Genomic DNA, 26,166 nt, shown 5'->3' with positions numbered 1-26,166 from the left:
CTTCGTGAGCACCTTTCAGGCCCCCAAGGGCACGTACGACCTTCTGCCCCCCGACTCGGCCACGTACCTGGCCGTCCGCGAGGCGATCGCCGCGCCCCTGCGCACCTCCGGCTACGGCTACATCGAGACCCCCGGCTTCGAGAGCGTCGAGCTGTTCGCGCGCGGGGTCGGTGAGTCCACCGACATCGTGACCAAGGAGATGTACGCCTTCGAGACCAAGGGCGGCGACAAGCTGGCCCTGCGCCCCGAGGGCACGGCGTCCGTGCTGCGCGCGGCGCTGGAGGCCAACCTGCACAAGACGGGCAACCTGCCGGTCAAGCTCTGGTACTCCGGCTCGTACTACCGCTACGAGCGTCCGCAGAAGGGCCGCTACCGGCACTTCTCGCAGGTCGGCGCCGAGGCGATCGGCGCGGAGGACCCGGCGCTCGACGCCGAGCTGATCATCCTGGCCGACCAGGCGTACCGCTCGCTGGGCCTCAGGACCTTCCGGATCCTGTTGAACTCCCTGGGCGACAAGGAGTGCCGTCCGGTGTACCGGGAGGCACTGCAGAACTTCCTGCGGAGCCTGGACCTCGACGAGGACACCCTGCGCCGGGCGGACATCAACCCGCTGCGCGTCCTGGACGACAAGCGCGAGTCGGTGCAGAAGCAGCTCGGGGACGCCCCGCTGCTTCGGGACTACCTGTGCGACGCCTGCAAGGCGTACCACGAGGAGGTCCGTGAGCTGATCACCGCGGCGGGCGTGGCCTTCGAGGACGACCCGAAGCTGGTGCGTGGCCTCGACTACTACACCCGTACGACCTTCGAGTTCGTCCACGACGGTCTGGGCTCCCAGTCCGCGGTGGGCGGCGGCGGCCGGTACGACGGTTTGTCGGAGATGATCGGCGGCCCCGCGCTCCCGTCCGTCGGCTGGGCCCTCGGCGTCGACCGCACGGTCCTCGCCCTGGAGGCGGAGGGCATCGAGCTCGAACTCCCCTCCGCGACCAGCGTGTTCGCGGTGCCGCTGGGGGAGGAGGCCCGCCGGATCCTGTTCGCCAAGGTCACCGAACTGCGCAAGGTGGGCATCGCGGCGGACTTCTCGTACGGCGGCAAGGGCCTCAAGGGCGCCATGAAGAACGCCAACCGCAGCGGCGCCCGCTACACGATCGTGGCCGGCGAACGCGACCTCGCCGAGGGCGTCGTACAGCTGAAGGACATGGAGTCCGGGGAGCAGTCGGCGATCGGGGTCAACGAGATCGTGGCGGAGCTGGAATCCAGGCTCGGCTGACGGATCCGCGCGGGAGGGGCGCCGGTCGTGAGGCCGGCGCCCTTGTCGTCCGACGGCTCGGCAGGTCCGCCGAGGGAGAGACGGGGTACGCGGCCGTCGCCCGGGCCCCGGGCCAGCCACAGGGCCGGACCGGCAGCGCATGCCGGCCCAGCGGCTCTGCCTGGCACGCAGGCTCAACGGCCGCCTCCCAGGGAGTGACCCGACCGCGTCGACGGCGCCCGACACGACGCCTCACTGGTCCAGCAGCCCGTGCCGCATCGCGCTGGTGACCGCGGCCGTCCGGTCGTCCACTCCCAACTTGGCGAAGACGCGCAGGAGATGGGTCTTCACCGTCGACTCGCCGATGAACAGCCTGCGGCCGATCTCCGCGTTCGTGCAGCCCTCCGCGACCAGGCGCAGCACCGCCGTCTCGCGCACCGAGAGCCGCGGCCGTGCCGGCCGGGTGCGCAACTGGTCGACCAGGCGGGCGGCGACCGTGGGCGCCAGGACCGTCTCGCCGCGCGCGGCGGCCCGTACGGACTCCGCCAGTTCGGCGCGGGGCAGGTCCTTGAGGAGATAGCCGGCCGCCCCGGCCTCCACGGCCCGCAGGATGTCCCGGTCCGTCTCGTACGTCGTCAGGACGATCACCCGGCACGGCAGCCCCGCCTCCGTCATCCGCATGATCGACTCCACGCCCGAGCCGCCCGGCATCCGGAGGTCCATCAGCACGATGTCGGGCCGCAGTTCCGCGGCCAGTGCCTCCGCCTGCGGCCCGCTGGACGCGTCGGCGATCACCTCCAGGTCCGGCTCCGCCGTCAGCATGGCCCGCAGGCCCTCCCGTACGACGGGGTGGTCGTCGGCCAGGATGATCCGGATCATGAACAGCTCCTCGGGGGCGGTACGGGCAGGCGGACGGTGACCGTGGTGCCGCCGCCGGGCGCGCTGCGCACCCGGACCGTCCCGCCGACCTCGGAGGCACGGGCGCGGAGCCCCGCGAGACCGTAACCGTCACGGACGGCCCCCGGGTCGAAGCCGTGACCGTCGTCCCGTACGAAGAGGGTGAGGCTGTCGTCGGTGTAGGCCAGGGCGACACCTATCCTCGCCGAACTCCCCGCGTGCTTACGGCAGTTCGTGAGCGCCTCCTGGCATGAGCGCAGGGCGACGACCTCGGGCCCCGTGGGCAGCGGACGGACCTGTCCGGTCACCGCGAGTTTCGCGGAGTGCCGGGCCGCCAGCCGGTCCAGGGCGTCCGGCAGCGTCGCGCCGTCCAGGTCGGCTGGAGTGCCGTCGGCGACCAGGGCCCGTGCCTCGGCAAGGTTCAGCCGGGCCGTCTCGTCCATCAGGGCCAGATGACGGCGGGCCTGTGGCACGTCGTGGTCGAGCTCGGCCTCCACGGCCTGGATCAGCATCAGCAGGCTGGTGAAGCCCTGGGCGAGGGTGTCGTGGATCTCTCGGGCCATCCGCTCCCGCTCGGCCAGCGCCCCGTGCGCCGCCGACAGCCGCGAGACCGCGTGCCGACTGGTGTCCAACTCGGCGATCAGCGCCGCCCGTTCCTGGCTCTGCTCGATGATCCGGATGACATAGCTGCCGACGGCGACCGAGAAGACCAGGGTGACGACGGCGAACAGGCCGTTGAAGAAGACGTCCTGGTCGCTCGGCCACCACAGCAGGGCCCAGCCCAGCACGGGCGCCAGATTGATCACGGCCACGGCGGTCAGTGCCCACCGCATCCGCAGCGTCATGAAGCACTGGGGCACGAGGGCGAACGTCATCAGCCGGGTCTCGCCGACCAGGATCGCCGAGGGCAGGAACAGCGCCATCATCGCGCCGAGATAGGTGAGCGCTTCGCGTGCGCCGGGCGGATCCTGCCGGAGCAGCGGACGCCCGACCCGGACGAAGAGGGGGACCAGCGGCACGAGCAGGGCCGCCGCGGTGACGCGGACCGGCCACCCGGGCTGTGCCGTGCCCAGCACGAACACCAGGGTGGCCAGCCAGATCAGCGCGAAGTAGGTGTCCCAGAGCCGGAACGACCGGTCCCACGAGTACGCGCCCCCGGCGTCCGCCGGACCGTTCATCCGTCGCGCCGGTTCTTCCACCGGAAGGTCAGCAGACACAGCAGTAATCCTCCGACGCACCAGGCCCCCAGCACCAGGGCGGTGCGCCCGAACTCCCAGCCGCCGGCCTGTTCCAGGACCTGCGCCGAGTCCGGCAGGAACACCCCACGCAGCCCCTGACACATCCACTTCAGCGGGAACAGCGCGCCGATGTTCAGCATCCAGTCCGGGATCGTGTCGATCGCGATGTACACCCCGGAGATGAACTGGAGGACCAGAAAGGGCAGGACGACCACGGAACTCGCGCTCTTGCTGGACTTGGGCACCGAACCGATCGCGATGCCGAGCAGCGTGCACGCCGTCAGGCCGAGCACGAAGATCCAGGCGAAGGCGAACCATTTGCCGGCGTCCGCGGGCAGGTCGACGTCGTACAGCGTGGTGCCGACGAAGAGCAGGATCGCCGTCTCCAGGACGCCGGTGACCAGAACCAGCCAGATCTTGCCGAGGAAGTACGCCGCCGGCGGCATCGGCGTCCCGCGCAGCCTTCTCAGCACCTTCTCGTCCCGCTCGACGGCGATCGAGATGCCGAGCGACTGGAAGCTCGTCGACATGATGCCGGCGGCCATCATCGCCGGAACGTAGAGCTGCGAGGCCTTGATGCCGGCCCCTTCCACGTCGTCGCTGAAGATCGACGCGAACAGGAACAGGAAGACCACCGGGAAGGCGAAGGTGAACACCACCTGGTCGCGCTGGCGGAAGAACTGCTTGATCTCCAGAGCACCCCGTCGCAGCCCGAGCCCCCAGACACCGGGCAGCCCTGCCCGGACATGACTGCGGTTTTCCCGCACGGCGGCCGTGGTCATCGCGCGTCCTCCTGTCCGGTGAGCCGGAGGTAGACGTCCTCCAGCGTGGGGCGGCTGACCTGGAGCCCCGGGATCTCGCCGTCGAAGCGGCGCATCAGCGCGGCGACCGTCCCGGTCGGGGTGTCCGTGCGCTCGGCGCGCGGGGTGCCGTCCGGCTCGGTCCACTCGACGGTCGCGCCGGAGCCGTACCGCTCCCGCAGAGCGGCCGGCTCGCCCTCGGCGACGACCGTGCCGCGGGAGACCACGGCCAGCCGGTCGGCGAGCGCCTCGGCCTCCTCCAGGTAGTGCGTGGTGAGCAGGATCGTGGTGCCCTCGACGGACAGCTTGCGGATCAGGTCCCAGAACTGGCGCCGGGCCGCGGGGTCGAAGCCCGTCGTCGGCTCGTCCAGGAGCAGCAGCTCGGGGCCCCCGATCACGCCCAGCGCCACGTCGAGGCGCCGGCGCTGACCGCCGGACAGGGCCTTGATCCGGCTGCCCGACTTCGCCTCCAGACCCACCAGCCCGATGACCTCCTCGGGGTCCCGCGGCCGCGGGTAGTAGTGGGCGAAATGCCGGACGGTCTCCGCGACCGTCAACTCGGCGGGCGCGGATTCGTCCTGCCAGACGATTCCGACTTTTGAGCGCCACGCGCGTGTGCCGTGCGCCGGGTCCGCGCCGAGCACGGACACCTCACCCGCGTCCCGGTCCCGGTTGCCCTGGAGGATCTCCACCGTGGTGCTCTTGCCCGCGCCATTGGGTCCGAGCAGGCCGAAGACCTCGCCCGTGCGGATGCCGAGATCGATCCCGTCGAGCGCGGTCACGTCACCGTACTGCTTGCGCAGCCCCCGAACGTCCACCGCGAGTTCGTTCGCGTGTGTGGTCATGCCTGTGAGCATCGGCCGGAACCGAACGCTCAGGGACGACCGTGCGTACTTCCTTATGTCCACCGAACGGTGGACAAGCCTCCAGGTGCGGCACAATGGCCCCTGCCCGAAGAAGGTCCAACTCTCAAGCAGACGGATCGGCGTGATGAGCAAGACCACAGTGAAAGACGTCTCCACGGATCCCGAGCCCTCGTCGGCGAGCGCCGACGCCGCGCCCCGGACGGTGGGCGGCAGCCGTGCCTTCGCGCTGCTGATGGTGATCACCGGTGCCGCCGGACTGCTCGCCGCGTGGGTCATCACGATCGACAAGTTCAAGATCCTCGAGGGAAAGGTCAGCGGCAAGACGTTCACGCCGAGCTGCTCCCTCAACCCGATCGTCTCCTGCGGCAGCGTGATGGAGAGCAAGCAGGCCGCCGCCTTCGGGTTCCCCAACCCGATGCTCGGCCTCGTCTGCTACGGCATCGTCATCTGCGTCGGCATGAGCCTGCTGGCCCGCGCCACCTTCCCGCGCTGGTACTGGCTCACCTTCAACTTCGGCACGCTCTTCGGCGTGGCCTTCTGCACCTGGCTTCAGTTCCAGTCGCTGTACCGCATCAACGCGCTGTGCCTGTGGTGCTCGCTGGCCTGGGTCGCCACGATCACGATGTTCTGGTACGTGACCTCGTTCAACATCCGCAACGACCTGCTGCCGTCCCCGGGCTGGCTCAAGCGCTTCCTCGCCGAGTTCACCTGGGTCCTGCCGGTCACCCACTGCGGCATCATCGCCATGCTGATCCTGACCCGCTGGGGCGACAGGCTCTGGGCCTGACCGACGGCCGACGGCGTTGTCAGTGCCGTGAACTAGGGTTTCCGTGTGGAGCCCGATCTGTTCACCGCCGCGGCGGAAGAGCGCCAGGAGAAGGACCCGGCCGGCAGTCCCCTGGCGGTCCGGATGCGCCCGCGCACCCTCGACGAGGTGGTGGGCCAGCAGCACCTGCTCAAGCCGGGCTCGCCGCTGCGCCGGCTGGTCGGTGAGGGCAGCGGCGGTCCCGCGGGACCCTCCTCGGTGATCCTCTGGGGCCCGCCCGGCACCGGCAAGACGACCCTGGCGTACGTCGTCTCCAAGGCGACCAACAAGCGTTTCGTGGAGCTCTCCGCGATCACCGCCGGGGTCAAGGAGGTCCGCGCGGTCATCGACGGCGCCCGCCGCGCCACCGGCGGCTTCGGCAAGGAGACCGTCCTCTTCCTCGACGAGATCCACCGCTTCAGCAAGGCCCAGCAGGACTCCCTGCTCCCCGCGGTGGAGAACCGCTGGGTGACCCTGATCGCGGCGACCACCGAGAACCCGTACTTCTCGATCATCTCCCCGCTGCTGTCCCGGTCCCTGCTGCTGACCCTCGAACCCCTCTCGGACGACGACCTCAGAGGGCTCCTGAAGCGGGCGCTGAGCGACGAGCGCGGTCTGAAGGACGCCGTCACCCTCCCCGAGGACACCGAGGACCACCTCCTGCGCATCGCCGGCGGCGACGCCCGCCGCGCCCTGACCGCGCTGGAGGCCGCCGCCGGGGCCGCCCTCGACAAGGGTGAGCCGGAGGTCTCCCTCACCACGCTGGAGGAGACGGTCGACCGCGCGGCCGTGAAGTACGACCGCGACGGCGACCAGCACTACGACGTGGCCAGCGCCCTCATCAAGTCCATCAGGGGCTCCGACGTGGACGCGGCCCTGCACTACCTGGCCCGCATGATCGAGGCCGGCGAGGACCCCCGCTTCATCGCCCGCCGCCTGATGATCTCCGCCAGCGAGGACATCGGCCTGGCCGATCCGAACGCCCTGCCCATAGCCGTGGCCGCCGCCCAGGCCGTCGCCATGATCGGCTTCCCCGAGGCAGCGCTGACGTTGAGCCACGCCACCATCGCCCTCGCGCTGGCCCCGAAGTCCAACGCCGCGACCACGGCGATCGGCGCGGCCATGGAGGACGTACGCAAGGGTCTGGCCGGGCCGGTGCCGCCGCATCTGCGCGACGGGCACTACAAGGGCGCCGCCAAACTCGGGCACGCGCAGGGGTACGTCTACCCGCACGACCTGCCCGAGGGGATCGCCGAGCAGCAGTACGCCCCGGACGCCATCAAGGACCGCGAGTACTACGAACCCACCCGGCACGGCGCCGAGGCCCGGTACGCGGACGCCGTGGAGTGGACCCGCAGACACCTCGGTCGCAAGCGGTCCTGAGCACCCTGTAGAATCCCTCGAAGTGCTGTGTCCCGTGCAGTCAGAACGGGACGGTCAGCCGGAACCCCCCAGTGGGGTTCCCGGAGCGTCGCGCACCGTTCGAATGGTGTCGCGGGCAGCCCACCACCGCTCGCGGTAGGTGGGCCACTCGCGTGCTGCACGTATGTGCCCAGACCAGGGAGCGGCTGCCCTCCAGGTCCTTCGAGGACCCGGTGGGTTTCCCCGGCTGCGGATGCGACCTCCCTCAACCCTGACAAGCCGAAACCAGGAAATGAGAGACAGTGGCGAACCAGCCCCGCCCGAAGGTCAAGAAGTCGCGTGCCCTCGGCATCGCGCTGACCCCGAAGGCCGTCAAGTACTTCGAGGCCCGTCCCTACCCCCCGGGTGAGCACGGCCGTGGTCGCAAGCAGAACTCGGACTACAAGGTCCGTCTGCTCGAGAAGCAGCGTCTGCGCGCGCAGTACGACGTGTCCGAGCGTCAGCTCGTCCGCGCCTACGAGCGTGCCGCCAAGACCCAGGGCAAGACCGGTGAGGCCCTGGTCATCGAGCTCGAGCGCCGTCTCGACGCCCTGGTCCTGCGTTCGGGCATCGCCCGCACCATCTACCAGGCCCGCCAGATGGTCGTTCACGGCCACATCGAGGTCAACGGCCAGAAGGTCGACAAGCCGTCCTTCCGCGTCCGTCCCGACGACGTCGTGATGGTCCGCGAGCGCAGCCGTGAGAAGACCCTCTTCTCGATCGCCCGTGAGGGCGGCTTCGCCCCCGACGGCGAGACCCCGCGCTACCTCCAGGTGAACCTCCGCGCCCTGGCCTTCCGCCTGGACCGCGAGCCGAACCGCAAGGAGATCCCGGTGATCTGCGACGAGCAGCTCGTCGTCGAGTACTACGCCCGCTGATCACCGGCAGGCCGTAGCACCCGCATCACGTCAGCCCGCCGTCTCCCCGCCCTTCCGGGCGGGCGAGGCGGCGGGTTGCTGCATGCCGAGGCTCCCTTCGGCGTGCAGCACGCGCCCCCGTGGTGCCGGCAGCCCGTCGAGCGGACGTGCGCCGCCCAGCGCCCGGGACACCGCGGCCTCCCGCCCCAGCGCCCGGCCCTGTCCCAGGCACCGCTGGTACCGCTCGTCGTCCAGCCGCTCCCGGACCATCGCCTCGCACAGCTCGCGCGGGGCGTTGTAGTAGGCCGAGCCGAACAGGGGCAGGCCCACCGAAGGCCACAGCGAGGCCGCCGCACCCTGGAGGACGGCGGCCTCGGCCGCGTCGCCCTGGGCCACCGTGACCAGGGCGAGGAGTTCGATCGACAGCACCGAGCCCAGCAGGTCGTGGAAGGTGTGCGCGCAGGTCAGACAGTCGGTGAGCAGCTCACGCGCGCGTGCCGCGTCCCCCTCGCTCCAGGCCGCGTACGCCAGGACGTACAGCGCGTACGACCGCGCCCACCGCTCGCCGTGGTCCTCGCACACCCGGCGCACCTCCTCGCACAGCCGCACCGCGTCCGGCAGGTCGCCCAGGAAGGCCCGGGCCATCGCCAGCTCGACCTGAGCCATCAGCACGTTGCTGTTGAGTTCGCCGATCTCCAGGTACCGCTCCAGTGCCGAGCGCAGCAGCCGCTCCGCGCGGGGCATGTCGTCCGAGACGAGCGCCAGGCAGCCGGTGCGGTGTTCGGCGTACGCCACCGCTGTCGCGTTCGCGGAGCGCTCCGCCTCCTGGCGGCACTCCTGGAGCGCCGCCAGCGCCGGCACGGTGTCGCCCTGGAGGATCGACACATAGCCGAGTACCCACAGGGCCTTCAGCCGGGTGTGCTCATGGCCCGGCTCCAGATCGACGCTGCGCTCCAGCCAGTGCCGCCCCTCGGAGAGCCGGCCGCAGCCGACCCAGCAGAACCAGAGGGAGCCCGCCAGAAGCCGGGCCAGCTCCGCCCCGTCCGGCTCGGTCAGGGAGTACTCCAGGGCACCGCGGAGGTTCGGCAGCTCGGCCTCGATCCGCGCCGCCACCTCGTTCTGGCGCGGGGAGAACCAGTCCAGCTCGCACCAGGTCGCCAGGCCCACATACCAGTCGCGGTGCCGTCTGCGCAGCCGGACCGCGTCGCCGGTCGCCTCCAGCCACTCGGCGCCGTATGCCCGGACCGTGTCGAGCATCCGGTAGCGCACGCCGGTCGCGGTCTCCTCGCGGGCCACCACCGACTGGGCGAGCAGCGCGGACAGGACGTCGAGGACGTCGTCGCAGTGCAGGCCGCCGCCGCTGCACACGTACTCCGCGGCCTCCAGGTCGAACTGCCCCGCGAACACCGAGAGCCGTGACCACAGCAACCGCTCCTCGGGCGTGCACAGTTCATGGCTCCAGCCGATCGCCGTGCGCAGTGTCCGATGGCGGGGCAGAGCGTCCCGGCCGCCGCCGGTCAGCAGCCGGAACCGGTCGTCGAGCCGCTCCAGCACCTGCCCGGGGGACAGTGCCCCCAGCCGGCCCGCGGCCAGCTCGATCGCCAGCGGAATGCCGTCCAGGCGCCGGCACAGTTCCCGTACGTGCGGATCGTCGCCGACCGTCACCCCCAGCCGTCCGGCCCGCTGTGCGAACAGTTCCACCGCCTCGTCCTCGCCCAACGGCCCCAGCGCGAAGACCTGCTCGCCGGCGACGGCCATCGGCCGGCGTCCCACGGCGAGCACGGCCAGCGTCGGCAGCTGCCCCAGCAGATCGACGACCAGGGCCGCGCACGCGTCCACCAGATGCTCGAAACCGTCCAGAACCAGCAGGAGTTGACGCCCGGTCAGATGAGCCAGCAGCGCCTCGCGCGGTGGCCGCGCGGTGTGGTCCGTCAGCCCCAGCGACTCCACGACGGCGTAGTCGACGAACTCCGGATCGCGTACGGCGGCCAGCTCGACGTGCCACACCCCGTCGGCCGGCGCGCACCGGCCGCCCGCCACCCGTGCCGCGAGCCGTGACTTGCCGATACCGCCGGGACCCGTCACCGTCACCAGCCGCGAGGTGTCCAGCGCCCGTGCCAGCTCCGGGAGTTCCGCGCGCCGGCCCACGAAGCCGTCGAGTTCCGGCGGGAGATTGCCGTTCACCTCGGAGCCGTCGGGCTGATCACTGCGCATGGAACACGGAGCGTACTGAAGTGTATGCACTGCGTACAATCGGCACGGGCAACCCGGGTGCGGGTGAGGGGTGATCCGGTGCGGACCGCCGTCCCCGGCGCGATAGGCTCGGCGGAGACTTTTTCCATAGACAGCACGTATCAGGGAGCGGGTGCACACAGTGTCCGGTGGAGAGGTTGCCGGGATCCTGGTGGCCGTCTTCTGGGCGATCCTGGTCTCCTTCCTCGCCGTCGCGCTGGCGAGGCTGGCCCAGACGCTCAAGGCGACCACCAAACTCGTGGCGGACGTGACCGACCAGGCCGTCCCGCTGCTGGCCGACGCCTCCACCGCGGTGCGCTCCGCGCAGACCCAGATCGAGCGCGTCGACGCGATCGCCTCGGACGTCCAGGAGGTCACGTCGAACGCCTCCGCGCTGTCCACCACCGTCGCCTCCACCTTCGGCGGCCCGCTGGTCAAGGTCGCGGCCTTCGGCTACGGCGTGCGCCGCGCGATCAGCGGCCGCAAGGACGACGACGTGCCCGCGAAATCCTCCCGGCGTACCGTGATCGTGGGCCGGGCGGTTTCCCGGGGCCGAGGCAAGAAGGACTGAGGCTCAAGAGATGTTCCGCCGTACTTTCTGGTTCTCCTCGGGGGTGGCCGCCGGTGTCTGGGCCACCACCAAGGTGAACCGCAAGCTGAAGCAGCTGACCCCCGAGAACCTCGCCGTGACGGCGGCCAACAAGGCGATCGAGACGGGCGCCCGGCTCAAGGACCGCGCGGTCGGTTTCGCGCTCGACGTCCGCGACAACATGGCCCAGCGGGAGGCCGAGCTGACGGACGCCCTGGGCATCCGGGAGGATCCCGAACTTCCCGCCCCCAGGCGCATCGCCGCCATCGAGAACACGACGTACCCCAAGCATTCGTACAACCGGAATGAGGACCACTGATGGAGTCGGCCGAGATTCGCCGCCGCTGGCTGAGCTTCTTCGAGGAGCGCGGGCACACCGTCGTCCCTTCGGCGTCGCTCATCGCGGACGACCCGACTCTGCTCCTCGTCCCGGCCGGCATGGTGCCCTTCAAGCCCTACTTCCTGGGCGAGGTCAAGCCGCCCTTCGCGCGTGCCACCAGCGTGCAGAAATGCGTGCGCACGCCGGACATCGAAGAGGTCGGCAAGACCACCCGGCACGGCACGTTCTTCCAGATGTGCGGCAACTTCTCCTTCGGCGACTACTTCAAGGAAGGCGCCATCAAGTACGCCTGGGAGCTGCTCACCAGCCCCCAGGACAAGGGTGGTTACGGCCTTGAGGCCGATCGTCTGTGGATCACCGTCTACAAGGACGACGACGAGGCCGAGCGCATCTGGCACGAGGTCGTCGGTGTGCCCAAGGAGCGCATCCAGCGCCTCGGCATGAAGGACAACTACTGGTCCATGGGCGTCCCCGGACCCTGTGGCCCCTGTTCCGAGATCAACTACGACCGCGGCCCCGAGTTCGGCGTCGAGGGCGGCCCCGCCGTCAACGACGAGCGGTACGTGGAGATCTGGAACCTCGTCTTCATGCAGTACGAGCGCGGCGAGGGCATCGGCAAGGACAACTTCGAGATCCTCGGCGAACTCCCCAGCAAGAACATCGACACCGGCCTCGGACTCGAGCGCCTGGCGATGATCCTGCAGGGTGTGCAGAACATGTACGAGATCGACACCTCCATGGCCGTCATCAAGAAGGCCACCGAGCTGACCGGCGTGGCCTACGGCGAAGCCCACGCGTCGGACGTCTCGCTGCGCGTGGTCACCGACCACATGCGCACGTCCGTGATGCTCATCGGCGACGGTGTCACCCCCGGCAACGAGGGCCGCGGCTACGTCCTGCGCCGCATCATGCGCCGCGCCATCCGCAACATGCGCCTGCTCGGTGCCACCGGTCCGGTCGTGCTCGACCTGATCGACACCGTGATCGCCATGATGGGCCAGCAGTACCCCGAGCTCGTCACCGATCGCGAGCGCATCGAGAAGGTCGCCGTCGCCGAGGAGAACGCGTTCCTCAAGGCCCTCAAGGGCGGCACGAACATCCTCGACACCGCCGTCACCGAGACCAAGCAGGCCGGTGGCACGGTCCTGTCGGGCGACAAGGCGTTCCTGCTCCACGACACCTGGGGCTTCCCGATCGACCTCACCCTGGAGATGGCCGCCGAGCAGGGGCTGTCCGTGGACGAGGACGGCTTCCGCCGCCTGATGAAGGAGCAGCGGGAGCGCGCCAAGGCCGACGCCCAGGCGAAGAAGACCGGTCACGCCGGCGCCGGCGCCTACCGTGAGATCGCCGACCAGGCCGGCGAGACCGACTTCGTCGGGTACACGGACACCGAGGCCGAGTCGACGATCGTCGGCATCCTCGTCGACGGCGCCTCCTCGCCGGCCGCCACCGAGGGCGACGAGGTCGAGATCGTCCTGGACCGCACCCCCTTCTACGCCGAGGGCGGCGGTCAGATCGGCGACACCGGCAGGATCAGGGTCGACTCCGGTGCCGTCATCGAGATCCGCGACTGCCAGAAGCCGGTCCCGGGTGTCTACGTCCACAAGGGCGTCGTCCAGTTCGGCGAGGTGACCGTCGGAGCCAAGGCCCAGGCCTCGATCGACAACCGCCGGCGTACGGCCATCGCCCGCGCCCACTCGGCCACCCACCTCACTCACCAGGCCCTGCGGGACGCGCTAGGCCCGACGGCCGCCCAGGCCGGGTCGGAGAACCAGCCCGGCCGCTTCCGCTTCGACTTCGGCTCCCCGTCGGCGGTGCCCACGGCCGTGATGACCGACGTCGAGCAGAAGATCAACGAGGTGCTCGCCCGTGACCTCGACGTCCGCGCCGACGTCATGGGCATCGACGAGGCCAAGAAGCAGGGCGCCATCGCCGAGTTCGGCGAGAAGTACGGCGAGCGGGTCCGCGTGGTGACCATCGGCGACTTCTCCAAGGAGCTGTGCGGCGGCACCCATGTGCACAACACCTCGCAGCTCGGCCTGGTCAAGCTGCTCGGCGAGTCGTCCATCGGCTCCGGGGTCCGGCGCATCGAGGCGCTCGTCGGTGTCGACGCGTACAACTTCCTCGCCCGCGAGCACACCGTCGTCGCCCAGCTCCAGGAGCTGATCAAGGGCCGTCCGGAGGAGCTCCCGGAGAAGGTCTCCGCCATGCTCGGCAAGCTGAAGGACGCCGAGAAGGAGATCGAGAAGTTCCGCGCCGAGAAGGTCCTGCAGGCCGCCGCCGGTCTCGCCGAGTCCGCCAAGGACGTCCGCGGGATCGCCGTCGTCACCGGGCAGGTCCCGGACGGCACCACCCCCGACGACCTGCGCAAGCTGGTCCTCGACGTACGCGGCCGCATCCAGGGCGGCCGGGCCGCCGTGGTGGCCCTCTTCACCGTCAGCAACGGCAAGCCGCTGACGGTCATCGCCACCAACGAGCCCGCCCGCGAGCGCGGTCTCAAGGCCGGTGACCTGGTCCGCACGGCCGCCAAGACCCTCGGCGGCGGCGGTGGCGGCAAGCCGGACGTGGCGCAGGGCGGCGGCCAGAACCCGGCCGCGATCGGTGAGGCCGTGGACGCCGTGGAGCGCATGGTCGGGGAGACGGCCAAGTAATGCGCCGAGGCCGCAGACTCGCGATCGACGTCGGGGACGCCCGCATCGGGGTCGCCTCGTGCGACCCCGACGGGATCCTGGCCACCCCGGTGGAGACGGTCCCGGGCCGGGACGTCCCGGCGGCCCACCGCCGGCTGAAGCAGCTGGTCGAGGAGTACGAACCGATCGAGGTCGTCGTCGGTCTCCCTCGCTCCCTCAAGGGGGGCGAGGGCCCGGCCGCTGTGAAGGTCCGCGGCTTCGTCCAAGAGCTCGCCCGGGCCATCGCCCCCGTTCCGGTCAGGCTCGTCGACGAGCGGATGACCACGGTGACGGCCAGTCAGGGACTGCGCGCATCCGGAGTGAAATCCAAAAAGGGCAGATCGGTCATCGACCAGGCGGCAGCCGTGATCATTCTTCAGCAGGCCCTGGAATCCGAACGGGTGTCAGGTAAAGCACCCGGCGAGGGCGTCGAAGTGGTCATCTGATCGCGATACGGTAACGTTCCGCGCGATGCGGCGACATTCGAACAGTCACCGCACAGAAAGAGGCGGATCGGTAGCCGGATCGTGGACGAGGGAGACCGCCGCCTCGCGGCTCTAGGGGATCGATGACTGAGTATGGCCGGGGCCAAGGCTCCGAACCGTGGCATCCGGAGGACCCGTTGTACGGGGACGACGGATGGGGTGGACAGCAGGCCCAGGCGGGCCAGCAGTCCCCCTACGGCGGCCAGCCGCAGCACTATCCGGAGCAGCCGCCCCAGCCGCAGTACGACAACGGCGGCTGGGGCGACGGCCAGCAGGCCTCCTATGGTCAGGCGCAGCAGCAGTACCCGCAGCACGACGGCCAGTACGACCAGCACCAGCAGTACGACCAGCAGCAACAGTACGGTCAGCAGCAGTACGACCAGCAGGCGTATCAGGACCAGCAGCAGCAGTCGTACGACAACAACGGCTGGCCGGCCGGCACCCAGGCGCAGATCCCGTACCCCGCCGACCCGTCGGATCCCTACGGGCAGCAGCAGGCCGCCGCGTACGGCGCTGAGCAGCAGGACTACTACGGCAGCCCGGACGCCTACCCGCCGCCGGAGCCGCCGAGCCGTCGGCGGGCCGAGCCGGAGCCGCAGATCGACTGGGATCCGGGACCCGACCAGGGCGAACACGCCTTCTTCGCCGGCGACGACAGCGGCGAGGACGAGTCCGACGACCCGAAAGGCGGCCGCGGCGACCGGCGCGGGCGCGGCGGCAAGGGCGCCAAGAAACGCAAGAGCGGTTGCGCCTGTCTGGTGGTCCTGCTGGTGTTCGGCGGCGGCACCGCGGGCGTCGGCTATTTCGGCTACCAGTTCTACCAAAATCGTTTCGGCGCGGCTCCGGACTATGCGGGGGACGGGACGAGCGAGGTGGTCACCGTCCAGATCCCCAAGGGCGCGGGCGGGTACGCGATCGGCCGGCTGCTGAAGGATGCGGGTGTCGTCAAAAGCGTCGACGCATTTGTGTCCGCCCAGGAGCAGAACCCCAAGGGGAAGGCCATCCAGGCCGGTGCCTATCTGCTGAAGAAGGAAATGTCCGCCAAGAGCGCCGTCGTGATGATGCTCGACCCGGACAGCCAGAACAACGTGCAGGTTGTTCCGGGAGCGAGGAACCTCAACGTCTACAAGGCCATCGACGGAAAACTCGATCTTGCTTCCGGCACCACGAAGAAGATCGCCGAGAAGGAATACAAGAGCTTCGGTCTGCCGAGCTGGGCGAACGGCAACAAGGAGATCAAGGACCCGCTGGAGGGCTTCCTCTACCCGGGTACCTATCCCGCCGCGAAGGGCATGAAGCCCGAGACGGTACTGAAGGACATGGTCACCCAGGCCGCCGAGACGTACGGCAAGTACGACCTGGAGGCGAAGGCCAAGGCGCTCAAGCTGGACAGTCCGCTGCAGGTCATCACGGTCGCCAGCCTCGTCCAGGCCGAGGGCAAGACCGAGGAGGACTACCGCAGGATGGCGGAGGTGGTCTACAACCGCCTCAACCTCGCGAACCCCGAGACCTATGGCCTGCTCCAGTTCGACTCGACCTTCAATTACCTGAAGAACGAGAGCAATATCCGCATCTCCGAGTCCGAGATCAAGAGCAACAAGGACCCGTACAACACGTACACGAACAAGGGTCTGCCGCCCGGACCGATCGACAACCCGGGTGATGTCGCGCTGAAGGCGGCGCTGAACCCGACCGATCAGGGCTGGTACTACTTCGTCGCGACCGACGGAGTGAAGACCACCGAATTCGCCAAGACCCACGCTGAATTCCTGAGGCTCAAGGACAAGTTCGATGCAAGCACGGGCAGCTGACGCCCGCCGGGCCGCCGTTCTCGGCAAGCCCATCGCCCACTCCCTCTCGCCGGTCCTGCACCGGGCCGCCTACGAGGAACTGGGCCTCACGGGCTGGTCCTACGACCGGTTCGAGCTCGACGAGGCCGCACTGCCCCGGTTCGTCGAGGAACTCGGGCCGGAGTGGGCCGGGCTGTCGGTGACCATGCCGCTCAAGCGGGCGGTCATCCCGCTGCTCGACGGGATCAGCGACACGGCCGCCTCGGTGGAGGCGGTCAACACGGTCGTGTTCACCGAGGACGGCCGCCGCCTCGGCGACAACACCGACATCCCGGGGATGGTCGCCGCCCTCAGGGAGCGGGGTATCGAGCAGGTCGACTCGGCGGCGATCCTCGGCGCCGGCGCCACCGCCTCCTCCGCGCTCGCCGCGCTGGCCCGGATCTGCACCGGCGAGGTCGTCGCCTATGTGCGCAGCGAGGCCCGGGCCGCCGAGATGCGGCAGTGGGGCGAGCGACTCGACGTCGAGGTCCGCACCGCGGACTGGGCGGACGCGGCCCAGGCCCTGCGCGCCCCCCTGGTGATCGCGACCACTCCCGCCGGGGCGACGGACGCCCTCGCCCACGCCGTACCGGAGCGCCCCGCGGCCCTCTTCGACGTGCTCTACGACCCCTGGCCGACCGAGTTGGCGGCCCGCTGGTCGATGATCGGCGGAGCCGTGGTCGGCGGCCTCGACCTGCTCGTGCACCAGGCGGTGCTCCAGGTCGAGCAGATGACCGGCCTGCGGCCCGCGCCCGTGGAGGCCATACGCAAGGCGGGCGAGCACGCGCTGGCGGGCCGCTGAGACCCGTCCACGTCCGTCTGCTGGACCTGTGACCGGCTCCCGGCGCCGGACGTGGGAGGATCGGAGGCGGCGGGCCGGGGCCGCGCACCTGGTCGCGCCGTTGGCTTACGCGAGGACGCGCGTAAGCAGGGCAGTACCAGGGCGCGAGCACTGAGGAGCACCGTTGAGCAGGTTGCGCTGGCTGACCGCGGGGGAGTCCCACGGTCCCGCACTCGTGGCGACGCTGGAGGGCCTTCCCGCCGGTGTGCCGATCACCACGGAGCTGGTGGCGGACCACTTGGCGAGGCGTCGGCTGGGCTATGGCCGCGGTGCCCGGATGAAGTTCGAGCAGGACCAGGTCACCTTCCTCGGCGGTGTCCGTCATGGTCTGTCCCTGGGTTCCCCGGTCGCGATCATGGTGGGCAACACCGAGTGGCCGAAGTGGGAGCAGGTCATGTCGGCCGACCCCATCGACCCGGAGATCCTGGCGGGCCTGGCGCGCAACGCCCCCCTGACCCGGCCGCGCCCTGGCCACGCCGACCTGGCGGGCATGCAGAAGTACGGCTTCGACGAGGCCCGGCCGATCCTGGAGCGGGCCTCGGCGCGGGAGACGGCGGCCCGGGTGGCGCTGGGCGCGGTGGCCAGGTCGTACCTGAAGGAGACGGCCGGCATCGAGATCGTCAGCCATGTCGTGGAGCTGTGCTCGGTGAAGGCCCCGGCCGGGGTGTACCCGACGCCGGACGACGTGGAGAGGCTGGACGCCGATCCGCTGCGCTGCCTGGACGCGGACACGTCGAAGGCGATGGTGGCCGAGGTCGACCAGGCCCACAAGGACGGCGACACCCTGGGCGGCGTGGTGGAGATCCTGGCGTACGGCGTGCCGGTGGGCCTGGGCTCGCATGTGCACTGGGACCGCAAGCTGGACGCCCGGCTGGCCGGTGCCCTGATGGGCATCCAGGCGATCAAGGGGGTCGAACTCGGTGACGGGTTCGAACTGGCGCGGGTGCCGGGTTCGAAGGCGCACGACGAGATCGTGAACACCCCTGAGGGCATCCGGCGTGTCTCGGGCCGTTCCGGTGGGACCGAGGGCGGGCTGTCCACGGGTGAGCTGCTCCGGGTGCGGGCGGCGATGAAGCCGATCGCGACCGTGCCGCGGGCCCTGCAGACCGTGGACGTGACCACCGGCGAGGCCGCGCAGGCCCACCACCAGCGCTCGGACGTGTCCGCGGTTCCGGCCGCCGGGATCGTGGCCGAGGCGATGGTGGCCCTGGTGCTGGCGGACGCGGTGGCGGAGAAGTTCGGCGGCGACAGCGTGCCCGAGACCCGCCGCAACGTGCAGTCCTACCTCGACAACCTGGCCATCCGGTGAGCCCTCTGGTGGTGCTCGTCGGTCCGATGGGCGTGGGCAAGTCCACCGTCGGGCGGCTGCTGGCCGACCGGCTCGGCACGAGCTACCGGGACACCGACGAGGACATCGTCACCGAGCAGGGCCGCTCGATCGCGGAGATCTTCGTCGACGAGGGTGAGCCGGTCTTCCGGGCGATCGAGAAGGCCGCGGTGGCGCGGGCGCTGGCCGAGCACGACGGCGTTCTCGCGCTGGGCGGCGGCTCCATCCTCGATGAGGACACCCGCTCCCTGCTGGCCGGGCAGCGGGTGCTGTACCTCTCGATGGACGTCGAGGAGGCGGTCAAGCGCACCGGCCTGAACGCCGCGCGGCCACTGCTCGCGGTCAACCCGCGCAAGCAGTGGCGCGAGCTGATGGAGGCCCGGCGCTCGCTGTACGAGTCGATCGCCACCGCGGTCGTCGCCACCGACGGCCGTACGCCCGAAGAAGTCACCCGAATCGCGCTGGACGCACTGGAGTTGAAGGAAGCATGAGCGAGGCAGTGACGCGCATCCAGGTCGGCGGCACCGCGGGCAGCGAGCCGTACGAGGTCCTGGTGGGACGTCAACTCCTGGGTGAGCTCGGTTCGTTGATCGGGGAGAAGGCCCAGCGGGTCGCGATCATCCACCCCGAGGCGCTCGCGGACACCGGTGAGGCGCTGCGTGCCGACCTGGCCGGGCAGGGGTACGAGGCCGTCGCCATCCAGGTGCCGAACGCGGAGGAGGCCAAGACCGCCGAGGTCGCCGCCTACTGCTGGAAGGCGCTCGGACAGTCCGGCTTCACCCGCACCGACGTCGTGGTCGGCGTCGGCGGCGGCGCCACCACCGACCTCGCCGGGTTCGTGGCCGCGACCTGGCTGCGCGGGGTGCGCTGGATCGCCATCCCGACCACCGTGCTCGCCATGGTCGACGCGGCGGTCGGCGGCAAGACCGGCATCAACACCGCCGAGGGCAAGAACCTCGTCGGTGCCTTCCACCCGCCCGCCGGTGTCCTGTGCGACCTGGCCGCGCTGGACTCCCTGCCCGTCAACGACTACGTGTCCGGGCTCGCCGAGATCATCAAGGCCGGCTTCATCGCCGATCCGGTGATCCTGGAGCTCATCGAGTCCGACCCCGAGGCCGCGCGCACCCCGGCGGGGCCGCACACCGCCGAGCTCATCGAGCGCTCCATCCGGGTCAAGGCCGAGGTCGTCTCCTCCGACCTCAAGGAGTCGGGCCTCAGGGAGATCCTCAACTACGGGCACACGCTGGCCCATGCCATCGAGAAGAACGAGCGGTACAAGTGGCGGCACGGCGCCGCGGTCGCCGTGGGCATGCACTTCGCCGCCGAACTGGGCCGCCTGGCGGGCCGGTTGGACGACGCGACGGCCGACCGCCACCGCACCGTCCTCGAATCGGTGGGCCTGCCGCTGCACTACCGCTACGACCAGTGGCCGAAGTTGCTGGAGACCATGAAGGTCGACAAGAAGTCCCGCGGCAATCTGCTGCGGTTCATCGTCCTCGACGGACTGGGCAAGCCCACGGTCCTGGAGGGCCCGGACCCGGCGGTCCTGCTCGCCGCCTACGGCGAGGTCGGCCAGTAGGTCCCGCGACGGCGGGTTCCGCCGATTCGCCTTCCCCCAGGGGCACTTCCGGCCGCCCCCGGCCGTTTCACCAAATGACGGCCGGGGGCGGTACCGTTCGGTGACGAACGGGGTACGCACCACCCCGTAACCAGCGCCGATCAGCCTGACGCGAGTGAGCCGGAGGGGCGCGTCGGAGACGAGAGGACGAGCGGGCGGGGGCCTTCGGGCCGCGCACGGTCGCACTCCCGGCACCGATGCGAGCGCCCCGTGGGCGAGCGAGCCGAAAAAGACGAGACGGAGTGGCACCGGATGCAGCACGCAGTGGGTTCTCCGCTGCCGCCGCCCCATCAGCCGGGGCACGGACCGGCCGCCGGCTGGTCGCCGGCCGCACACCACCCGGGACCGCATCACCCAGGTGCGCAACCGGGCCCCGCCCCGGCGCCCCCACCGCCGTCGGCACCGGGCTTCTCCCCGGCTCCGGTACCGCCGACGCCACCGCACTCCCAGGTACCGCCGGCGCCGCAACACGCACCGGTCCCGCCTGCGCCGCAGCACTCACCGGGGCCGGTACCGGACACCACCGGCCATGTGCCGCTGCCGCCCGGCGCCCCCATGGGCGCCTACAGCACCCCGCCCGTCGCCGCGCCCGACCCCGCGGGCACGACCCTCGCGGTGCTGCTCATCGGTCCGGCGGGCGCCGGGAAGACGAGCGTCGCCAAGTACTGGGCCGACCATCGCCGGGTCCCCACCGCCCACATCAGCCTCGACGACGTACGCGAGTGGGTCCGCTCCGGCTTCGCCGACCCGCAGTCCGGCTGGAACGACCACTCCGAGGCCCAGTACCGGCTCGCCCGCCGCACCTGCGGCTTCGCCGCCCGCAACTTCCTCGCCAACGGCATCTCCTGCATCCTCGACGACGCGGTCTTCCCGGACCGGCCGGTGGTCGGTCTCGGCGGCTGGAAGCGGCACGTGGGCCCGGGACTGCTCCCGGTGGTCCTGCTGCCCGGACTGGAGATCGTCCTGGAGCGCAACGCCGAACGCTCGGGCAACCGCCGCCTGACCGACGAAGAGGTCGCGCGGATCCACGGCCGGATGGCCGGCTGGTACGGCTCCGGCCTGCCGATCATCGACAACTCGCAGCTGGACGTCCCGCAGACGGCGAGGCTGCTGGACGACGTGCTGGCGAGGTCGATCGCGAGCCCGCCGAGCTGGTAGTCGAGCGTGGCGCTGCCCCACTCGGCTCTCTCGAACGGCGCCGAGCCCGCAGCGCTCCTACGCTCAAAACATGTCAGAGGTGTACGCCACTCGCAGAGCCCGCCTGCGCGACCGCTGCCGAGCCGGCGGCAGCCAGTCCGCGCTGATCTCCCGCCCCGCCAACGTCCGCTATCTCGCGGGCGCGGCCCCCAGGGGCGCCGTACTGCTGCTCGGCGGGGCCGAGGACCTGCTGCTGTGCCCCGGCCCGCCCGACGACCGCGTCGACGGCCGTCCCGACGAGGCGCTGCGCGTCCGGACCCTGCCCGGACCCGGCGGCGACCCCGCCGTGGCCGCGGCCGGTCTCGCGGCAGCGCACGGCGGCGGCTCCCTCGCCGTCGAGGAACACCACCTCACCATGGCCCGCCACCGTGCCATCCGCTCGGTCGTCCCGCAGCTGCGCCTCGCCGACCTCGGTGGCGCGGTCGAACAGCTCCGCGTCATCAAGGACGAGGAGGAGATCTCCTGCCTGCGCATCGGCGCCGAGATCGCCGACCAGGCACTGGGCGAGCTGCTGGAGTCCATCCTGGTCGGCCGCACCGAGCGGCACCTGGCCCTCGAACTGGAGCGCCGCCTCGTCGACCACGGCGCCGACGGCCCGGCCTTCGCCACCTCCGTCGGCACCGGTCCGAACTCCGGCCGCCCCGCCCACCGCCCCACCGACCGCCGCGTCGAGGAGGGCGACTTCCTCTCCGTCTGCCTGGGCGCCAGCTACCGCGGCTACCGGTGTGAGATCGGCCGTACCTTCGTCATCGGTACGTCTCCCGCCGACTGGCAGATCGATCTCTACGACCTCGTCTTCGCCGCTCAGCGGGCCGGACGGGAGTCGCTGGCACCCGGCGCCGCCTACCGTGACGTGGACCGGGCGGCCCGCCAGGTACTGGAGTCCGCGGGCCACCACGAGGGGCTCCCGACCCTCACCGGACACGGTGTGGGACTCGAAATCGACGAGGACCCGCAGTTGGCCCCCGCGGCCATGGGTAAACTGGACGCTTGCGTGCCGGTCACCGTCGAACCGGGGGTCCACCTCCCGGGACGGGGCGGCGTCCGGATCGATGACACGCTCGTCGTACGCCCCGAGGCGGACGGCGGACCCGAGCTACTCACCATCACGACCAAGGAGCTGCTCGCACTATAGGCAACGTGCGTGCGCCGGGGTCGTCCACGTCAGTCCAGGAGATTCCGCAACCGTGGCTTCCACGAACGACCTCAAGAACGGCCTGGTGCTCAAGCTCGAAGGCGGCCAGCTCTGGTCCGTCGTCGAGTTCCAGCACGTCAAGCCCGGCAAGGGCCCCGCATTCGTGCGCACCAAGCTCAAGAACGTGCTGTCCGGCAAGGTCGTCGACAAGACCTTCAACGCCGGCGTCAAGGTCGAGACGGCCACTGTCGACAAGCGCGACATGCAGTTCTCGTACATGGACGGCGAGTACTTCGTCTTCATGGACATGGAGACCTACGACCAGCTCATGGTCGACCGCAAGGCTGTCGGCGACGCCGCCAACTTCCTGATCGAGGGCTTCACGGCCACCGTCGCCCAGCACGAGGGCGAGGTGCTCTTCGTCGAGCTGCCGGCCGCCGTCGAGCTGACCATCCAGGAGACCGAGCCGGGTGTCCAGGGCGACCGCTCCACGGGCGGCACCAAGCCCGCCATCCTGGAGACCGGCCACCAGATCCAGGTCCCGCTCTTCATCACCACCGGTGAGAAGATCAAGGTCGACACCCGCACGAGCGACTACCTCGGCCGGGTGAACAGCTAACCGTGGCTGCCCGCAACACGGCCCGCAAGCGCGCCTTCCAGATCCTCTTCGAGGGCGACCAGCGCGGCGTCGATGTCCTGACGGTCCTGGCGGACTGGATCCGGCTTTCCCGGGAAGACACCCGGCAGCCGCCGGTGAGCGAGTACACGATGCAGCTGGTCGAGGGCTACGCGGAGCACGCGCAGCGCATCGACGAGCTGATCGCGCAGTACTCGGTCGGCTGGACGCTGGACCGGATGCCGGTCGTCGACCGCAACATCCTGCGTCTGGGCGCCCACGAGCTGATCTGGGCCGACGAGACCCCGGACGCGGTGGTCCTCGACGAGATGGTGCAGCTGGCCAAGGAGTTCTCCACGGACGAGTCGCCCTCGTTCGTGAACGGCCTGCTGGGCCGGCTCAAGGACCTGAAGCCGTCGCTGCGCCGGGAGTAGCCCCACCGCACCGCGCCCTTCGGGGCAGGAACTTGCCTGAGGGCCCACAGCGAACCGCTGTGGGCCCTCAGGCATCCCCCCGGGCCCCGCGGCTCCTCCAGGCCCGCAGAAAGCCGCCGGGGGGGGGGGGGGGCGGCCGGCGCGGCCGCCCCCCCCCCCCCCCGCGGGCCGGGGGGGGGGGGGCGGGCCCCCGCGCCCCGGGCCGGCGCCCCCCGCCCCCGCGCCCGCCCCCCCCCCCCCCCCCCCCCCCCCCCCCCCCCCCCCCCCCCGCCCGGGGCGGGCGGGGCCCCCCCCCCCCCCCCCCCCCCCCCCCCCCCCCCCCCCCACGTTTCTGCTGAGGCTGGGAGCGGCTCAGCTCTCCTCGTGGGACACCGCGCGACGCGCGTCCGCGTCCAGCACGCCCCAGCTGATCAGCTGCTCGGTGAGGACCGAGGGCGACTGGTCGTAGATGACGGCGAGTGTGCGCAGGTCGTCCTGGCGGATCGAGAGCACCTTGCCGTTGTAGTCACCGCGCTGGGACTGGATCGTCGCGGCGTAGCGCTGCAAGGGGCCGGCCTTCTCGGCCGGGACGTGGGCCAGCCGCTCCAGGTCCAGAACCAGCTTCGGCGGGGGCTCGGCGGCCCCGCCCGGAGTGGTGCCGGGCAGCAGCTCCTGCACCGGAACGCCGTAGAAATCCGCCAACTCGGCAAGACGCTGCACGGTCACCGCGCGGTCGCCGCGCTCGTACGAACCGACCACGACCGCCTTCCAGCGTCCCTGGGACTTCTCCTCGACGCCGTGGAGGGAAAGGCCCTGCTGGGTGCGGATGGCCCGGAGCTTGGCCCCGAGCTGTTTGGCGTATTCGCTGGACATATAGCTCCCCGGACACTGGATCGACGCGGCCGCAATGGTTTCGAGCCGCGCGTCTGGTAACTCACTGTGAGGTTACGCAGCGTGACTCTTGTGCGTCAAGCCGAATGGTCCACACCGACTCTTCCGTGAGAGTGGTGGCCGATTGGGCCAAGGGGGTGATCCGGGGCCTCCTGCGGGCCTGGTACCGTGGTTGGCGCAAATCCGACGTCCTTTAAGGTCCGTCCCGTGAGGCGGAGAAGGAGGTCCGTTTCGTATGGACAAGCAGGACACTTCCGATATCCAGGCGTCCGATGCCCGGCCCGTTCTCGAAGGCCCCGACATCGCACGCGTGCTGACCCGCATCGCCCACGAGATCGTCGAACGCGCCAAGGGCGCCGACGACGTGGTACTCCTCGGCATCCCCACCCGAGGCGTCTTCCTCGCCCAGCGGCTCGCCGCGAAGCTGGAGGAGATCACCGGCCGCGGCATCCCGGTCGGTTCACTCGACATCACCATGTACCGCGACGATCTGCGCATGCACCCGCCGCGTGCGCTGGCCCGCACCGAGATCCCCGGTGACGGCATCGACGGCCGCCTGGTCGTCCTCGTCGACGACGTGCTCTTCTCCGGCCGCACCATCCGCGCAGCCCTGGACGCCCTGAACGACATCGGGCGCCCCCGCGCGGTCCAGCTCGCGGTCCTCGTCGACCGAGGCCACCGCGAACTGCCCATCCGCGCCGACTACGTCGGCAAGAACCTCCCCACGTCGTTGCGGGAGACGGTCAAGGTCCAGCTCGTCGAGGAGGACGGTCGCGACACCGTTCTGCTCGGTGTGAAGCAGACCTAGCAGCAGGTGTACGAGGGCACTTGTTGGTGCGCCCTCGCCTGCCCGGATCCTCCCGATACCTGAACTGCCTTACGGAGCCTGACAGATGCAGCGTCATCTCATCTCGGCCGCCGACCTCACCCGCGACGACGCCGTCCTGATCCTCGACACCGCCGAGGAGATGGCCCGGGTCGCCGACCGGCCGATCAAGAAGCTGCCGACCCTGCGCGGCCGCACGATCGTCAACCTGTTCTTCGAGGACTCCACGCGTACGCGTATCTCCTTCGAGGCCGCCGAGAAGCGCCTGTCGGCGGACGTCATCAACTTCACCGCCAAGGGCTCCAGCGTGTCCAAGGGCGAGTCCCTCAAGGACACCGCCCAGACCCTGGAGGCCATGGGCGTCGACGCCGTCGTCATCCGGCACGGAGCCTCGGGGGCGCCGTACCGCCTCGCCAACTCGGGCTGGATCGACGCCGCCGTCATCAACGCCGGTGACGGCACCCACCAGCACCCGACCCAGGCCCTGCTGGACGCGTTCACCATGCGCCGCCGGCTCGTCGGGCGGGACGCCGGGATCGGCCAGGACCTCTCCGGCAAGCGCATCACGCTCGTCGGCGACATCCTGCACAGCCGCGTCGCCCGCTCCAACGTCGACCTGCTGCACACCCTCGGCGCCGAGGTCACCCTCGTCGCCCCGCCCACCCTGGTGCCGGTCGGCGTCGAGACCTGGCCCTGCCAGGTGGCGTACGACCTCGACAGCACGCTCGCCAAGTCCGACGCCGTGATGATGCTGCGCGTCCAGCGCGAGCGGATGAACGCCGCGTTCTTCCCGACCGAGCGCGAGTACTCGCGGCGCTACGGCCTGGACGGCGACCGCATGGCGCGGATGCCGCAACACGCCATCGTCATGCACCCCGGCCCGATGGTCCGCGGCATGGAGATCACCGCCGAGGTCGCCGACTCCGACCGCTGCACCGTCGTCGAGCAGGTCGCAAACGGAGTCTCCATCCGGATGGCCGTTCTGTACCTGCTTCTGGGCGGCAACGAACCCGCCGTGAGCCACACCCGTATCGAGGAGAAGTAAGAC

Annotated in this window: 25 protein-coding genes; 19 read left to right on the top strand and 6 right to left on the bottom strand. The window is 70.6% G+C overall.

All coding sequences use genetic code 11. The annotated features are described in order from the left end of the window. Nucleotides 1-4 precede the first annotated feature (4 nt). Nucleotides 5-1,267, top strand: a complete 1,263-nt coding sequence (gene hisS / locus ACIRP7_RS15525; protein ID WP_403658646.1) for a histidine--tRNA ligase — start codon at nucleotides 5-7, stop codon at nucleotides 1,265-1,267. Nucleotides 1,268-1,498: 231 nt separating this feature from the next. On the opposite strand, the gene ACIRP7_RS15520 is transcribed toward hisS, so the two are convergent. From ACIRP7_RS15520 to ACIRP7_RS15505, 4 genes are read right to left on the bottom strand one after another with little or no spacing between them, the layout of a single operon-like run. Then, nucleotides 1,499-2,125 (bottom strand): response regulator, encoded by a 627-nt coding sequence (locus tag ACIRP7_RS15520; protein WP_403658643.1) that lies wholly within the window; start codon nucleotides 2,123-2,125, stop codon nucleotides 1,499-1,501. Beyond that, nucleotides 2,122-3,321: a sensor histidine kinase gene (locus tag ACIRP7_RS15515; RefSeq protein ID WP_403658640.1), complete on the bottom strand. Its 1,200-nt coding sequence runs from the start codon at nucleotides 3,319-3,321 to the stop codon at nucleotides 2,122-2,124. Before ACIRP7_RS15515 ends, ACIRP7_RS15520 begins: the two co-directional genes overlap by 4 nt. Then, nucleotides 3,318-4,163: an ABC transporter permease gene (locus ACIRP7_RS15510; protein WP_403658637.1), complete on the bottom strand. Its 846-nt coding sequence runs from the start codon at nucleotides 4,161-4,163 to the stop codon at nucleotides 3,318-3,320. Before ACIRP7_RS15510 ends, ACIRP7_RS15515 begins: the two co-directional genes overlap by 4 nt. Beyond that, complete coding sequence (locus ACIRP7_RS15505; protein ID WP_403658634.1) at nucleotides 4,160-5,026, bottom strand: ABC transporter ATP-binding protein; 867 nt, start codon at nucleotides 5,024-5,026, stop codon at nucleotides 4,160-4,162. The genes ACIRP7_RS15510 and ACIRP7_RS15505 overlap by 4 nt, the downstream gene beginning before the upstream one ends. A gap of 145 nt (nucleotides 5,027-5,171) precedes the next feature. Between ACIRP7_RS15505 and ACIRP7_RS15500 the strand changes: the two genes are divergently transcribed. The 3 genes from ACIRP7_RS15500 to rpsD all read left to right on the top strand — a co-directional run bounded on the left by ACIRP7_RS15500 (nucleotide 5,172) and on the right by rpsD (nucleotide 8,131). Further along, nucleotides 5,172-5,834: a vitamin K epoxide reductase family protein gene (locus ACIRP7_RS15500; protein ID WP_403658631.1), complete on the top strand. Its 663-nt coding sequence runs from the start codon at nucleotides 5,172-5,174 to the stop codon at nucleotides 5,832-5,834. A 45-nt stretch (nucleotides 5,835-5,879) separates the two neighbouring features. Next, entirely contained in the window at nucleotides 5,880-7,235 is a 1,356-nt protein-coding gene (locus tag ACIRP7_RS15495) for a replication-associated recombination protein A (protein ID WP_352389982.1), read from the top strand. 281 nt (nucleotides 7,236-7,516) lie between these two features. Further along, nucleotides 7,517-8,131, top strand: coding sequence for a 30S ribosomal protein S4 (gene rpsD, locus ACIRP7_RS15490; RefSeq protein ID WP_037714931.1), 615 nt, complete (start codon nucleotides 7,517-7,519; stop codon nucleotides 8,129-8,131). Between the two features lie 30 nt (nucleotides 8,132-8,161). Here rpsD and ACIRP7_RS15485 read toward each other — a convergent pair whose 3' ends face one another. After that, a complete protein-coding gene (locus ACIRP7_RS15485; RefSeq protein WP_403658627.1) occupies nucleotides 8,162-10,324 on the bottom strand; it encodes an ATP-binding protein in 2,163 nt (720 codons plus the stop codon). A gap of 151 nt (nucleotides 10,325-10,475) precedes the next feature. On the opposite strand from ACIRP7_RS15485, the gene ACIRP7_RS15480 reads away from it, so the two are divergent. The 13 genes from ACIRP7_RS15480 to nusB all read left to right on the top strand — a co-directional run bounded on the left by ACIRP7_RS15480 (nucleotide 10,476) and on the right by nusB (nucleotide 23,422). Then, nucleotides 10,476-10,913 (top strand): DUF948 domain-containing protein, encoded by a 438-nt coding sequence (locus ACIRP7_RS15480; protein ID WP_403658624.1) that lies wholly within the window; start codon nucleotides 10,476-10,478, stop codon nucleotides 10,911-10,913. A gap of 10 nt (nucleotides 10,914-10,923) precedes the next feature. After that, nucleotides 10,924-11,250, top strand: a complete 327-nt coding sequence (locus ACIRP7_RS15475; protein WP_352389980.1) for a hypothetical protein — start codon at nucleotides 10,924-10,926, stop codon at nucleotides 11,248-11,250. Beyond that, complete coding sequence (alaS, locus tag ACIRP7_RS15470) at nucleotides 11,250-13,922, top strand: alanine--tRNA ligase (RefSeq protein ID WP_403658621.1); 2,673 nt, start codon at nucleotides 11,250-11,252, stop codon at nucleotides 13,920-13,922. The genes ACIRP7_RS15475 and alaS overlap by 1 nt, the downstream gene beginning before the upstream one ends. Beyond that, on the top strand, nucleotides 13,922-14,386 hold the full coding sequence (gene ruvX, locus ACIRP7_RS15465) for a Holliday junction resolvase RuvX (protein ID WP_352389978.1): 465 nt from the start codon (nucleotides 13,922-13,924) through the stop codon (nucleotides 14,384-14,386). Before alaS ends, ruvX begins: the two co-directional genes overlap by 1 nt. A gap of 122 nt (nucleotides 14,387-14,508) precedes the next feature. After that, complete coding sequence (gene mltG, locus ACIRP7_RS15460) at nucleotides 14,509-16,236, top strand: endolytic transglycosylase MltG (protein WP_403658618.1); 1,728 nt, start codon at nucleotides 14,509-14,511, stop codon at nucleotides 16,234-16,236. Next, a complete protein-coding gene (locus tag ACIRP7_RS15455) occupies nucleotides 16,217-17,056 on the top strand; it encodes a shikimate dehydrogenase (protein ID WP_403658615.1) in 840 nt (279 codons plus the stop codon). Before mltG ends, ACIRP7_RS15455 begins: the two co-directional genes overlap by 20 nt. 163 nt (nucleotides 17,057-17,219) lie before the next feature. Then, nucleotides 17,220-18,404: a chorismate synthase gene (gene aroC / locus ACIRP7_RS15450; protein WP_403658612.1), complete on the top strand. Its 1,185-nt coding sequence runs from the start codon at nucleotides 17,220-17,222 to the stop codon at nucleotides 18,402-18,404. Between the two features lie 26 nt (nucleotides 18,405-18,430). Then, a complete protein-coding gene (locus tag ACIRP7_RS15445; RefSeq protein WP_403659556.1) occupies nucleotides 18,431-18,913 on the top strand; it encodes a shikimate kinase in 483 nt (160 codons plus the stop codon). Beyond that, on the top strand, nucleotides 18,910-20,001 hold the full coding sequence (gene aroB, locus ACIRP7_RS15440; RefSeq protein WP_403658609.1) for a 3-dehydroquinate synthase: 1,092 nt from the start codon (nucleotides 18,910-18,912) through the stop codon (nucleotides 19,999-20,001). Before ACIRP7_RS15445 ends, aroB begins: the two co-directional genes overlap by 4 nt. Before the next feature lie 291 nt (nucleotides 20,002-20,292). Further along, a complete protein-coding gene (locus ACIRP7_RS15435; protein WP_403658606.1) occupies nucleotides 20,293-21,198 on the top strand; it encodes a Pro-rich N-terminal domain-containing protein in 906 nt (301 codons plus the stop codon). 70 nt (nucleotides 21,199-21,268) lie between these two features. Then, on the top strand, nucleotides 21,269-22,372 hold the full coding sequence (locus tag ACIRP7_RS15430) for an aminopeptidase P family protein (protein WP_403658603.1): 1,104 nt from the start codon (nucleotides 21,269-21,271) through the stop codon (nucleotides 22,370-22,372). Nucleotides 22,373-22,424: 52 nt separating this feature from the next. Then, entirely contained in the window at nucleotides 22,425-22,991 is a 567-nt protein-coding gene (gene efp, locus ACIRP7_RS15425) for an elongation factor P (protein ID WP_352389971.1), read from the top strand. A 2-nt stretch (nucleotides 22,992-22,993) separates the two neighbouring features. Then, entirely contained in the window at nucleotides 22,994-23,422 is a 429-nt protein-coding gene (gene nusB, locus ACIRP7_RS15420; protein WP_352389970.1) for a transcription antitermination factor NusB, read from the top strand. A 351-nt stretch (nucleotides 23,423-23,773) separates the two neighbouring features. Here the strand turns inward: nusB and bldD are convergent, their stop codons facing one another. Then, nucleotides 23,774-24,274 (bottom strand): transcriptional regulator BldD, encoded by a 501-nt coding sequence (gene bldD, locus ACIRP7_RS15415; protein ID WP_003956405.1) that lies wholly within the window; start codon nucleotides 24,272-24,274, stop codon nucleotides 23,774-23,776. 253 nt (nucleotides 24,275-24,527) lie between these two features. Between bldD and pyrR the strand changes: the two genes are divergently transcribed. Together pyrR and ACIRP7_RS15405 are read left to right on the top strand one after the other, a co-directional pair. Next, nucleotides 24,528-25,100 (top strand): bifunctional pyr operon transcriptional regulator/uracil phosphoribosyltransferase PyrR, encoded by a 573-nt coding sequence (gene pyrR, locus ACIRP7_RS15410; RefSeq protein WP_403658597.1) that lies wholly within the window; start codon nucleotides 24,528-24,530, stop codon nucleotides 25,098-25,100. Nucleotides 25,101-25,185: 85 nt separating this feature from the next. Continuing rightward, a complete protein-coding gene (locus ACIRP7_RS15405) occupies nucleotides 25,186-26,163 on the top strand; it encodes an aspartate carbamoyltransferase catalytic subunit (RefSeq protein WP_403658594.1) in 978 nt (325 codons plus the stop codon). Nucleotides 26,164-26,166: the final 3 nt, after the last annotated feature.

This window comes from Streptomyces sp. NPDC102270 (genome assembly GCF_044766405.1).
Taxonomy (GTDB): Bacteria; Actinomycetota; Actinomycetes; order Streptomycetales; family Streptomycetaceae; genus Streptomyces.
This window is presented reverse-complemented; position numbering and strand designations above follow the sequence as displayed.